Consider the following 11546-nt stretch of genomic DNA (forward strand, 5'->3'; position numbering starts at 1 on the left):
ACGCGCACTCCGGTCGGCCTGCCCCCGCGCCTCGCGGGCGCGGCGCGCCTCCAACCCGCTCGACACGCACCGCCGCGCCCGGAGCGCGGCACGGAAGGACATGCCATGGGTTCCTCACGAGCCAAAGCACAGCGCGCCGCCCGCCGGGCGAAGCTGGAGGAGACGCGTCGCGCGCAGGCGGCCCGTGACCGCCGTAACCAGCTCATCACCTGGAGCGTCGCCCTGGCGATCGTCTCCTGTCTGGCGGCCGGCAGCTGGTACTACGTGGAGAAGAACGAGCGCGAGAACGCGGCGAGGGAGCGTGCCGCGGCCGCCCCCGTCAGCGGCGAGAAGTCCTGGAAGAACCTGAGTCGCAACCACGTCACCACGCCGGTCGACTACAAGACGTCCCCGGCGGTGGGCGGAGACCACGCCCCGACCTGGATGAACTGCAACGGCGACGTCTACGGGCGCGACATCGAGGAGAGCAATGCCGTCCATTCCCTCGAACACGGTGCCGTGTGGATCACCTACGGCACCAAGGCCACGGACGGCGATGTCCAGACCCTCGAGAAGCGGGTGGCGCAGACCCCGTACACGCTGCTGAGCCCCTACGCCGGCCAGCCGTCGCCCATCACGCTTTCGGCCTGGGGCCGTCAGCTCACCGTGAAGACGGCCTCGGATCCGCGCGTGCAGAAGTTCCTGGACAAGTACGTGCAGGGCGCGCAGACCCCCGAACCGGGCGCGGCCTGCACCGGAGGAAAGGCGGCCTGATCCACCTCGCCCTCCGGCGCCCGAGGTCAGTGCTCGTGCGGACCCGGCCGGTGCACGGGACCGGCGGTGTCCGGGCCGGGCGTGGTGATCTGCAACAGGGCCCCGGCTTCGGCGTCCTGGCCGAGGTGGTCGACCTGGAGAGTGGTGTGGCTGATGCCGTACTCGTGGCGCAGCAGCTCTTCGAGGTCGCGGCGGACCGCGTGACAGTCCCCGCCGGGTTCGCCCAGGACGTGCGCGGACAGGGCCGATGAAGGCGAACAGGTCGTTGAGGATGTGCTGGTAGGCGTGGCTCTTCCGGCCGTGGTCGCGGCCGTCCGCCGGCTGCTGCCGTTCGCGCGGCCCCTGCCCGGCCACCACAACGGCGAACTCGCCGCCCGGCAGGGCAAGTTCGAGGAGATGTACACCAAGGTCTTCAGCACGCAGAAGGAGTGGGGCGAGTCGCGGGAGGGGAAGCAGGACGTCTTCCGCCGCTACGCCGGGCAACTCGGCCTGGACCTGACGAAGTTCGATGCAGACCTCGCCTCCTACGAGGCGTTCAAGGCCCTCGTCGACGACCGGCTGTCCGACTGAACGCCCGCACCCGGCATGACGTATACGACGAGGTGACCGGGCACGACAGCGGTGCCGCAGCAGGCCGGGCCAGCCGCGCCGGGACGTGCGCGCGGGCCGGTCTGTTCGCCGTGCTCGGTACCGTGCTGGCCACGTTCGGGCATCACGCGGTCGCCGAGACGGCCGTGCCCTGGCGGCTGGTCGCCGTCTCGACCGCCGTCCAGTTCACGGCGGTGTGGCCACTGGCAAGGCGCCGCTACGCCGCCGTCGCCACCGTCGTCTTCACGCTCGGGACTCAGGGCCTGCTGCACCTGGCACTGTCGTACGCGGACGGTGACGTGCCGGGCGGCATGCCGGCCCACTCGATGCACGCGATGTCCGGCGACGGGCATGCCTGGCACCACGCCGGGACGGCGATGACGGTGGTGCACACGGTCGCCGCACTGGTGGTGGCCTGGCTGCTGCACCGCGCCGACGCCCGGCTGACGGCCGCCCTGCGGGCACTGCGCACGCTGGGCCGGACCGCCGCGAACATGCTGGCGCGCGTGCTGCCGCGACCGGTCGTCCGGCCCGGCGCGACGGTGTTGCGGCTGCCCGTCTGGCGCTCGGCGCCGGGAGCGGTCGAGGACGCACACGCACAGGGAGAGGTACTGGAGCACACGGTGGTGCGCAGGGGCCCACCGGCTCGGGAGCGACTCCAGTCCGTCACCGGATCCGGCATCCGCCGGTCCGGATCCTCCCGTACCAGCAAGGAGTTCCCCTGTGTCCCACCTGTCCGCTGTCCTGCGTCCACCCGTCCACACGGCCCGCCGTGCCGCGCTCGTCGGCGCCGCCGCCCTGACGGCCGCCCTCGCCCTCGCCGGGCCCGCGTCCGCGCACGCCGAGGTCGAGGCCGACACCCCGCGGGCCCTCGCCACCGACGTCACGCTGACCTTCGTCTCCGAAGCCGAGTCCGACTCGGCCGGCTTCACCAAGCTGCGGGTGGTCCTGCCCGAGGGAATCGCCCCCGCTGACGTGAGCCTCGACGACGCCCCCAAGGGCTGGAAAATGACGGCGGCGAGCGACGGCTACACCGTCGGCGGACCGGCCCTCGAGCCCGGTGTCGACGCCGAACACAGCATCAAGGTCAAGCAGCTCCCGGGCGCGAGGGAACTCGCCTTCAAGACCGTCGAGACCTACAGCGACGGCGAGATCTCCCGCTGGATCGAACTGCCCACCGGAGACAAGGAGCCGGAGCAGCCCGCACCGGTCCTCAAGCTCAAGCCCGCCGCGGCAGGCGCCACCTCGCTCACCCCCAGCCCCAGCCCCAGCCCCAGCCCCAGTGCGAGCGCAACGCCGAGTCCGACTCCTTCCGTCACTGCATCGCAGTCCGCGCCCGCGGCCAACCAGGCGGCCGGGAACGACGGTGGCGGCACCTCGGCAGGGACGGTCGTTGCCGGAGTGGCGGCGGCGGTCGTTGTCGTCGGCGGCGGGGCGTGGTGGCTGGCCAAGCGACGCTCGTCCGCGTCCCGGAGCTGATCCGCTGATCCATGGACCACGGGGCGGCGCTTTCGCGCCGCCCCGTCTCCTGCCGGGCTACCTGCCCGGCACCGTGGCGATCTCCACACTCCTGCGGACGGTGACCTGGTCGACGTCCGTCGTGCGCACGGTGACGTTCATCGTCCAGGTCCCCGCGATGGGCATCCGCAGGTCGTAGGTGGCCCAGTAACCGCCCTGGTCCTTGAGCTTGGCGTCCAGCGGGCCGATCCCCTGGGCTTTCTGAGTGAGCGTCAGGCGCAGTTCGGGGACGGTGGAGAGACCTCCGTCGGCCGCGTAGACGACGGCCTGGACCGTGTTGTCGCCGACGAGTCCGGGGGCCAGAGTGATCTGTACCTTGCCGTGCCCGCCGGGGGTCCCCATGTCGAAGGGGACCATGACGACCTTGGCCGGCGGCTTCTGCGCGGCTGCCGCCGCGGCGTTCTCGGCCTCGGCGCGGCTCGGCTGGGTGCCGGTGAGGACGGTGGTGATCGCCAGTACCACGACGCCCAACACTGCCTCGACGGTGACCATACGGCGCAGACCGCGCCGGTTCCGCTCGGGTTCCGGGGCGGACACGGTGTCGGCGTCCCCGCCGCTGCTCTCCGCGGGCACGTCCGCCGCAGCGCCGCCCACGGCCTGCGCGACCCGCACCGGCCGGGCGAGTCCGGCCGGCTGAGTGTCATGGTCGACGAGGCGTGCCGTCCACTGACGGGAGAACGCGGCCACGCACAGCACCGCGATCACGCCGAAGAGCTTGAACGTGAGGATCCGTCCGTACGAGGTGAGGGACAGCGCGTCCCAGGAAGCGACCTGCCGCCAGGACTGGTAGAGGCCGGTGAGGACCAGGACGACCACGGCGGTGAAGGCGACGGCGGAGAAGCGCACGATCGCGGACACGGGGAGTCCGGCGCCGGTCGCGGCCGGGCGGCGCAGCACGGCCACCAGGGTGACCAGTCCGCCGAGCCAGACGGCCATGGCCAGCAGGTGCAGCACGGCGACGGGAACGGCGAGGGGCACCTGCGGCCCGGCGGAGGCGTGCTCGGCGGCGGCCCAGGTGACCGCCAGGGCCGCGGCCAGCGCCCCGCCGACCACGCGCCGCCCCACAACCACGGGACGGTCGTCACCGACGGCGACCCACTTCCGCACGAACAGCGCCACGCCCGCCAGCAACACCAGCCGGACACCCAGCGCCGTGCCCGACCTCCCGGTGAGCGTTGCGTACAGCTGCGACGGGTCGAGCGCCGAAGTGAGGCTGCCGCCCGTCTCGTACGGGCCGCGCAGCAGTACCAGGGCGACGGTGGCGGCCAGCAACGTCCCCCATCCGGCCGTCAGCAGCCTGCGTACGGACCGGAGGGCGCCGGCCTCGGGCCGGCACACGAGGACGAACGCGGCGGCACCGATCAGGAGTGCCAGTCCGCCGTAGGCGACGTACCGGAAGGCGTCGTACAGACGGCTTGCGGCGGTGTCGTCGGAGGACTCGGGCGCCACCACGACGGAGGTCTCGGAGAGCTTGCCGATGGAGAAGGTGAACGCGCCGCTGATGGGGTGGCTGTCCGCGGACACGACCCGCCAGGCGACCGTGTACGTCCCCTCCGACAGCTTGCCCGCGAGCGCCACCCGGGCGGTGTTCGCCTTGCCGTTCGCGTGTTCGGCGGTGCGCGGGTTGACGCGCTCGTTGTCGGGGGACAGGACGCGCAGCGCCCCGTCGGGAAAGCTGACCCCCTCGGTGAAGGTGAGCGTCACCTGTTTCGGTGCCCTCTTCACCACCGAGCCGTCGGCCGGGTCGGAGCCGGTCAGACTCGCGTGCGCGCTCGCCGCTCCGGCGCCGCCGAGGAGCAGGGCCAGTACGGCGCCGACCAGTGCCAGGACGGTCAACGGAGTGCGGGCGGAACGTGGTCCTGGGTACATGTGGGCAGCCTCCGGGGCAGCGGGCGGGAGCGGCGGCAACGGCATCCGGGATTCGGCCGTATCGGGCGACGGAGAAGGCGGCAGTCGGCCGCCCACCCGCGTCAGGACGGCTGGGCACCGACCAGCGGGCGCGTCCCGGCCGGACAGGCGCCCGGTATCGCCTGCTTCCTGGAGGACTTGTCGTCGGCGTCACCGCTGTGGGCCACGGCCGGCGGGAGAAGAGCCGGACTGCCGCGGACGGCCGCACCGCGAACCAGGCGGCCGGTGTGTGTACGTCGCTGCTGCTGGGGCACGGGACGGCTCCGAATCATCGCGGTTGCACGGGTGAAGGGAACCCTGCGAAGGGGGTACGGCTGAACACCGACGGGTGTTCAGCGCGTCACGAGGGGCAAGAGCCCGTGGGACGGCGCGGGGAGCGCGTGCCGCACGCTGCCGGTCAGCAGCGGAACGCCTGCAGAGCGGAGGCGTCGGAGGTGCGGGCCGCGGCAGGGCTCCAGGCGTCTCTCGCCGTGCGCGGGACGCCAAAACGCTACCTGCCCACCTCCCGCGTCCACACCGAACGCACAGGCATGCCAGGTGATTTGAGCAACACAAGACCCCTCGTTGCATGAGCGATCACCCGGTTCGGCGGGCTTGCCGGAAGCAGGGAGACGGTGAACACGGCAAGCGGACGGTCCGACGCCGTCCGTCGGCACCTTGGGGCCACGGGGCCGGATCCGGACCGCCCACGACTCCGATCGGCCCCCGAAACTCACCCGATGCAGTGGTCGTCGGTACGGAAAGCCGCCCGCCCGAACACCGGCCGCCTCCGGCTCCGCAGGGCCCCCGACACCGAAATCCCCGGCTCCTGCCACCCCGGGGCCCCGCCTTTCCGGCACGAGTCCCATACAGCCCCTCGATTACGCTTTGTGTTCATGCGGGTTGGATCAGTCACGCAAGGCAGCCGCTCCCGGCCATGGGCCGGAGCGGTGGTCGTCGCGTTGCTGGCCATGCTCCTGCACCTCCTCGCCTGCGCCCATGGGCCGACGACGACCGAAGGGGCAGGCGTGGACAGCCTGCTACTGGCGTCTCCCACAGCCTGCGGGCAACTCCCGGCCGCCACACCGCGGCAGCCGGTGGTGACCGATCAGTCCTCGCCCGCGCAGGACCCCGAGGGCCACTGCTGCTCCCTCGACGGGCCGACCGTCCAGCCGCCGCGTCCCTGCGACCGCCCGGCCGTAGCGCCCGCCCCGGACGCACAGTCCGCCGTGCCTTCCAGCGACGACGCAGTCATGTCACTTCCGGCCCCCGGCCCAGCAGCGGCCCGGCCCCCGCTCTCCGCCGGGCACACCCGGGCCCGTCTAGGCGTGTGGCGGACCTGATCGGCCCTTAGCCGTGCCCACCCGAGCCGGGCGGGCACGTGCGACCGATCACCTCCGCTCCCCTCCCCCACGCATGGGCCGGGCAGCTGCGCTCGCAGTGCGCCGGCCGCAGGAGAAGCACGTCATGAAACAACCCGTCCGCTCCACCCCGCGCATGCCCGCGTCCCAGTTGCTCGCCGACGCGAAACACCCCCTCCACACGCCCGCCGGTCTCGTCGGCGACACGCCCGTGCTCTGGATCGGCGAGCCCTTCACCGCCGCCGGGCGGGGTTTCTGGGCCAAGCTCGAAGGCCACAACCCCGGCGGCATCAAGGACCGCACCGCCCTGCACATGGTCCGCGCCGCCCGCGAACGCGGCCAATTGGCGCCCGGCGCCCGCATCATCGAGTCGACCTCCGGCACCCTCGGCCTCGGCCTGGCCCTGGCCGGTGCCAGCTACGGCCACCCCGTCACCGTCGTCACCGACCCCGGCATGGAACCGCTGATGACCGGTCTGCTCACCGCGTACGGCGCCGAGGTCGACGTCGTGACCGCACCCCACCCGGACGGCGGCTGGCAGGAGGCCCGCCGGCAGCGCGTCACGGAGCTCCTGGCCCATCACCCGGACGCCTGGTGCCCGGACCAGTACAACAACCCGGACAACGTCGCCGCCTACGCCCCGCTCGCCCACGAACTCCTCGCCCAGCTCGGCCGTATCGACGCCCTCGTCGTCTCCGTCGGCACCGGCGGCCACTCCGCGGGCATCGCCTCCGTCCTGCGCGGCCGCTTCCCCCGCCTGCGGGTCGTCGGCGTCGACACCACCGGCTCCACGATCTTCGGCCAGCCCGCCGGCCCCCGCCTGATGCGCGGCCTGGGCTCCAGCATCTACCCGGGCAACGTCGCCTACGACCTCTTCGACGAGGTCCACTGGGTCGCCGCCCCCGAAGCCGTGTGGGCGGCCCGCCGCCTGGCCCGCGACCACTACGCCACCGGCGGCTGGAGCGTCGGGGCCGTCACCCTCGTCGCGCGCTGGCTGGCCCGCACCCTGCCCCCGGAGGACAGGATCGTCGCCGTCTTCCCCGACGGCCCGCAGCGTTACGTCGGCACGGTCTTCGACGACGCGTACTGCCGAGACCACGACCTCCTCGGGCACGCGCCCGCCGAGGACCCCGACGAGATCGCCGACCCCCGCGAACGCACGGTCACCCGCTGGACCCGCTGCACCCGCATCACCGACCCCCTCGCGCCCGCCGACCGCCACGACCTGGTGGGAGCCACCCGATGAAGCGCCTGTGGCAGCAGACCCGCTCCTTCCCGCCCGCGGCACGGCTGCTGATGGCCAACCAGTTCGCCATCAACCTCGCCTTCTACATGCTGATGCCCTACCTGGCCGCCCACCTCTCCGACGGCCTGGGCCTGGCCGCCTGGGCCGTCGGCCTGGTCCTCGGTGTCCGCAACTTCTCCCAGCAGGGCATGTTCCTCATCGGCGGCACGCTCGCCGACCGCCTCGGCTACAAGATCCCGATCATGACCGGCTGCCTGCTGCGCACGGTCGGCTTCGCCCTGCTCGGCTGGGTCGACAACCTGCCCGCGCTCATCGCCGCGTCCGCCGCCACCGGGTTCGCCGGCGCCCTCTTCAACCCGGCCGTACGCGCCTACCTGGCCGTCGAGGCAGGCGAGCGCCGCGTCGACGCCTTCGCCACCTTCAACGTCTACTACCAGGCCGGCATGCTGCTCGGCCCGCTGATCGGACTCGCCCTGCTGGCCGCCGACTTCCGCCTGGTCTGCACGGTCGCCGCAGCCGTCTTCGCCGCACTCACCCTCCTGCAGTGGCGGGCCCTCCCCGGACGCACCGCCGGCCCGGCTGCCACGGGCCACGAGAGCGTCCTCGCCCAGTGGCGAACGGCCGCGGCCAACCGCCCCTTCCTCCTCTTCTCCACGGCGATGATCGGCTCGTACGTCCTGACCTTCCAGGTCTACCTCGCCCTGCCGCTCGCGGCGACGGACACCCTCGGAGCCAACGGCACGACGGTCACCAGCGGACTGTTCGTCGTCTCCGCAGCCGTCGCCGTCGTCGGCCAGCTCCGGCTCACCGGCTGGGCCGGGCAGCGCTGGCAGCCCGGCGACGCCCTGGTCCGCGGACTGGCGGCGATGGGACTCGCGTTCGTACCGCTCGCCCTGAGCCCGCGCGGATCCTCCTCCGCCGTGCTCGTCTCCCTGGTCGTGGCCGTGGTCCTGCTGGCCGCCGGCTCCGCCGTCGTCTACCCCTTCGAGATGGACACGGTCGTCGCCCTGTCCGGCGACCGCCTGGTCGCCACCCACTACGGCCTCTACAACACCGTCTCCGGCCTCGGCATCACCCTCGGCAACCTCGCCACCGGCGCCCTGTGGGACTTCGCCCGCCGCCACCACGCGCCCTGGCTGCCCTGGACGGCCCTCACCGCGACCGGGCTGGCCTGCGCCGCCTCGGTCGCCGGCCTCGCCCGAACCGGCCGCCTCACCACACCACAGCCGCGGCCCGTCGCGGCATAGCCGCACCGCGGTGGTCCCGCACGACGGTGCGGGACCACCCACCGGCCCTGCCTCTGCCACGGGCTGCCGGAGAGCGGAGTCGTCGAGGACCGTACCCGGCGGGCCCTCCACCACCCGGCTCCGGACTGCTACGTCCCCTGTCCCGACCGAACCGGGCCAGCCCGGTCTGTGCGGTCTTCGTTGCCGCCGCGTCATCGGGGATGTTCTCTCCCCCCGGCTTCGTCGACGGCTGGGGACAGCACTTGTGCACCTGCCCGGGAGGCACCTGGCTGCCACGAGGTTCGAACGGTTCCCGTCCCCGCGGCGGCCGTGTCACAGGCCGAAAGCGCCACCCTCGACGAGGATGAGCAGGCCGATGGCGACCAGCACGAGGGGCAACAGGATGTGGCCCCAGCGGGCGAGGGTCTCGGCGATGACGGGGCGGGTGGCGAAGAACCGGCCGGCGAAGCACCACACCGCGACCAGCACGAGGAACACCACGGCGTAGACGGTCGTCCCGCCGATACCGGCGGTGGCGAAGACGGGCACGTAGACGCCGATGTTGTCGCCGCCGTTGGCGAAGGTGACCGCGGCGACCTCCAGCGGGCCGGGGCCGCCCGCCACGGCCGGTGCGGCCTCGTCGTCTTCGCCGCCGTCGCGGTGGTCCTTCCACGCCTGCCAGGCGGCCTTGAGGCCGAGCGCGAGGGGGAGCAGGCCGAGGTAGGGGATGGCCGACTCGGGCAGGAAGGTGGCACCGAAAGCGGCGGCCACGGCCACGGCAAGGATCGCGGCGAAGCCCAGGTACTGCCCGAGCACGATCCGGCGGATGGAGCCGGGCTGCCCGGCTGCCTGGGCGAAAAACAGCGCCACAACGTTGCGGTCAGTGCGGAGGCCCAGTCGAACTGGTTCCTGCTTCACTGCGCTCGCGCGTACGACGACCTCGCGTCCGATCTGCTCGCCGGTGGCATCCCGGAACCGCGCTGCCTGGCCGGGAGCGTGCTATTCGGCCATGTCGTGAGCAGCATCGGCGGGTTCAGTATCGAATCCGCCTGCGCGGACGAGGTCTACCCAACCGAGTCGACGGACTGCGTGAGGAGGCCGACCGTATCCAGGCCGAACTCGCCGTGGCCGAGCAGGAATGGCAGGAGTGGGCGATCGCCCGCATGCGGGGCGATGTGGTCCTGGCTCCTGCCGGCGAGACGGAGGTCATCGAGGATCCGCACGACGCGGACGCGCAGCTGGTGCCGCGGGTCGTGGCGAAACCGAGACCGCAGGTGCCGGTTGTGCTGGACAACGCCTCTGCGCGCGTCGCCAAGGCGTTCAAGGGCCGCCGCGACCAGCTTGCGGAGATCGGGGGCGACCTGTTCCACCTCCCGCCGCGCAGCCCCGCGCTCAACGACATCGAACGCATCTGGCGCTCCGCCAAGTACGAGGACTACCCCCAACGCGCCCACACCAGGCCGCGGGCGAAGGCGCTCAGGCCGTGCCGCACCATTCGGCCAATGCCTGGCGAACCGCGTCGATGTGACGTTCAGGCGATTCGTCCGAGACGGCCCACGCGATGTAGGCGTCTGGCCTGACCAGGACACTCCTTTTGGTGGCTCCCTCGGGGGATACGATCTCCACCTCGCCGTTCCACTGTGTGATCAGTGAGGGCAGGCGTTCGGTGTCGGGTGGGGTGACAAGGACGAACCGTCGGGCGCGGAGGGCTTCGTAGAGTCTGCGTCCGTCGGCGAGGGGGATGTCAGGTGCTCGCTTGCCGACGAGGGGGTCTGCGCCGGCCGGGGCGGGGTAGGAGATGTCGATTCCCGAGATTGCCTGAGCCAGTCGTCCGGCTACTGGCGGGGCTTGCAGCACCGTACGCGCTGACAGATCACGGAGGCCGCACAGTGCCCGTGGTGTGGTGAGGACGCCGCGGAGCAGTGCGCCGCTCATGCGCAGGACTCGGTGTCCTACCGGATGTCGTTCGCTCTGGTAGCTGTCGAGCAGGGTGTCTGGTGCGCGGCCGCGGTGAACGGCTGCGAGTTTCCAGCTCAGGTTCGCGGAGTCCTGGAGGCTGGTGTTGAGGCCCATGCCGCCGGCGGGGGAGTGGACGTGTGCGGCGTCGCCGACGAGGAATACGCGGCCTACGCGGTAACGGGGTGACTGGCGTTCGTCGCTGTGAAATCGGGAGAGCCAGCGAGGGTCGTGCATGCCGAAGTCGCTGCCGAGCGCCTTGCCGGCGACCTCTTTGATCTCTTCCAGGTCAACCGATGCGGTGTCGGGCATGGGGTGGTGGCGATTCCAGGCCATGACCCTGAACCAGCCGTCGCCGAACGGGACGACGATGGCGAAGGCATCTCCGACAGCGGCCACGGTGGGCGGCTTCTTCGGCGGATCGGCCATCCGGACGTCTGCGAGCATCATGGAGCGAACGGCGGAGCGGCCCGGGAACGGGAGGCCGAGGGACTGGCGCACGCAGCTGTTCCGTCCGTCCGCGCCGACGACGTAGTCCGCGCGCAGGCTGTGTTCGGTGCCGGCTGGTGTCTTCACGGTGACGTCGACACCGGTGGGGTCCTGCTGGATGCCGGTCGCTTCGTGGGCTCGCATGATGTTCACGCCGTGTGTCAGGGCGCGGGCCAGGAGCAGCCGCTCGGTGTTGTACTGGGGCGTCACGAGCACGTGGGGGAAGCGGGTCGGCAGGTGCGAGAGGTCAATCCGGAGGAATTGCAGGATCGGGTTGCGCAGGCCGGTCAGCAGCAGGTCGTCGGCCAGGCCGCGGGCGTCCAGTTGCTCCATGGTCCGGGCGTGCACGGCGAATGCGCGTGTCAGCTGGGATTCCCCTTCCCGCCGTTCCACGACGGTGCAGCGCACTCCGGCTTCTGCCAAGTCGCCTGCGAGCAGCAACCCTGCTGGACCAGCACCGACGACCAGCACGTCAACGTCGGATCCCATACTCATGTCCTCCGCGTGCCACAGGACGAGCAG

Annotated in this window: 10 protein-coding genes and 1 pseudogene; 6 read left to right on the forward strand and 5 right to left on the reverse strand. The window is 72.0% G+C overall.

The window, feature by feature from the left end; translation table 11 throughout:
* Positions 1-105 precede the first annotated feature (105 nt).
* Complete coding sequence (locus ACIRR9_RS34095; RefSeq protein ID WP_403759911.1) at positions 106-753, forward strand: DUF3105 domain-containing protein; 648 nt, start codon at positions 106-108, stop codon at positions 751-753.
* Between the two features lie 26 nt (positions 754-779).
* Here the strand turns inward: ACIRR9_RS34095 and ACIRR9_RS34100 are convergent.
* Positions 780-1010, reverse strand: a pseudogene (locus ACIRR9_RS34100) (cation transporter); the annotation flags it as partial.
* Positions 1011-1038: 28 nt separating this feature from the next.
* Between ACIRR9_RS34100 and ACIRR9_RS34105 the strand changes: the two are divergent.
* Together ACIRR9_RS34105 and ACIRR9_RS34110 are read left to right on the forward strand one after the other, a co-directional pair.
* A complete protein-coding gene (locus ACIRR9_RS34105; protein WP_403760140.1) occupies positions 1039-1323 on the forward strand; it encodes a DsbA family protein in 285 nt (94 codons plus the stop codon).
* Positions 1324-2064: 741 nt separating this feature from the next.
* Entirely contained in the window at positions 2065-2820 is a 756-nt protein-coding gene (locus ACIRR9_RS34110; RefSeq protein ID WP_403759914.1) for a DUF1775 domain-containing protein, read from the forward strand.
* Positions 2821-2877: 57 nt separating this feature from the next.
* Here the strand turns inward: ACIRR9_RS34110 and ACIRR9_RS34115 are convergent, their stop codons facing one another.
* Positions 2878-4728: a copper resistance CopC/CopD family protein gene (locus ACIRR9_RS34115; protein ID WP_403759917.1), complete on the reverse strand. Its 1851-nt coding sequence runs from the start codon at positions 4726-4728 to the stop codon at positions 2878-2880.
* 914 nt (positions 4729-5642) lie between these two features.
* Between ACIRR9_RS34115 and ACIRR9_RS34120 the strand changes: the two genes are divergently transcribed.
* From ACIRR9_RS34120 to ACIRR9_RS34130, 3 genes are all read left to right on the forward strand, one after another.
* Positions 5643-6089, forward strand: coding sequence for a hypothetical protein (locus ACIRR9_RS34120; protein WP_403759920.1), 447 nt, complete (start codon positions 5643-5645; stop codon positions 6087-6089).
* A 124-nt stretch (positions 6090-6213) separates the two neighbouring features.
* On the forward strand, positions 6214-7353 hold the full coding sequence (locus ACIRR9_RS34125) for a PLP-dependent cysteine synthase family protein (protein WP_403759922.1): 1140 nt from the start codon (positions 6214-6216) through the stop codon (positions 7351-7353).
* Positions 7350-8600 (forward strand): MFS transporter, encoded by a 1251-nt coding sequence (locus ACIRR9_RS34130; RefSeq protein WP_403759925.1) that lies wholly within the window; start codon positions 7350-7352, stop codon positions 8598-8600. The genes ACIRR9_RS34125 and ACIRR9_RS34130 overlap by 4 nt, the downstream gene beginning before the upstream one ends.
* Positions 8601-8912: 312 nt before the next feature.
* On the opposite strand, the gene ACIRR9_RS34135 is transcribed toward ACIRR9_RS34130, so the two are convergent.
* The 3 genes from ACIRR9_RS34135 to ACIRR9_RS34145 all read right to left on the reverse strand — a co-directional run bounded on the left by ACIRR9_RS34135 (position 8913) and on the right by ACIRR9_RS34145 (position 11495).
* A complete protein-coding gene (locus ACIRR9_RS34135) occupies positions 8913-9449 on the reverse strand; it encodes a cadmium resistance transporter (protein ID WP_403759928.1) in 537 nt (178 codons plus the stop codon).
* Positions 9450-9643: 194 nt separating this feature from the next.
* Positions 9644-9949: a hypothetical protein gene (locus ACIRR9_RS34140; RefSeq protein ID WP_403759931.1), complete on the reverse strand. Its 306-nt coding sequence runs from the start codon at positions 9947-9949 to the stop codon at positions 9644-9646.
* A gap of 106 nt (positions 9950-10055) precedes the next feature.
* Positions 10056-11495 carry an FAD-dependent monooxygenase gene (locus tag ACIRR9_RS34145; protein WP_403759934.1) on the reverse strand — a complete coding sequence of 480 codons (1440 nt, stop codon included), beginning with the start codon at positions 11493-11495 and terminating at the stop codon, positions 10056-10058.
* Between the last annotated feature and the right edge of the window lie 51 nt (positions 11496-11546).

Origin of the sequence: Streptomyces sp. NPDC101234, from assembly GCF_044767525.1 — a bacterium.
Classification (GTDB): Bacteria; Actinomycetota; Actinomycetes; order Streptomycetales; family Streptomycetaceae; genus Streptomyces; species Streptomyces sasae.

What these genes read in the sequence shown, in the direction of transcription:
- ACIRR9_RS34115 (WP_403759917.1), bottom strand. Translation starts at nt 4,728, where the DNA reads ATGTACCCAGGACCACGTTCCGCCCGCACTCCGTTGACCGTCCTGGCA.
- ACIRR9_RS34130 (WP_403759925.1), top strand. Translation starts at nt 7,350, where the DNA reads ATGAAGCGCCTGTGGCAGCAGACCCGCTCCTTCCCGCCCGCGGCACGG.
- ACIRR9_RS34125 (WP_403759922.1), top strand. Translation starts at nt 6,214, where the DNA reads ATGAAACAACCCGTCCGCTCCACCCCGCGCATGCCCGCGTCCCAGTTG.
- ACIRR9_RS34120 (WP_403759920.1), top strand. Translation starts at nt 5,643, where the DNA reads ATGCGGGTTGGATCAGTCACGCAAGGCAGCCGCTCCCGGCCATGGGCC.
- ACIRR9_RS34095 (WP_403759911.1), top strand. Translation starts at nt 106, where the DNA reads ATGGGTTCCTCACGAGCCAAAGCACAGCGCGCCGCCCGCCGGGCGAAG.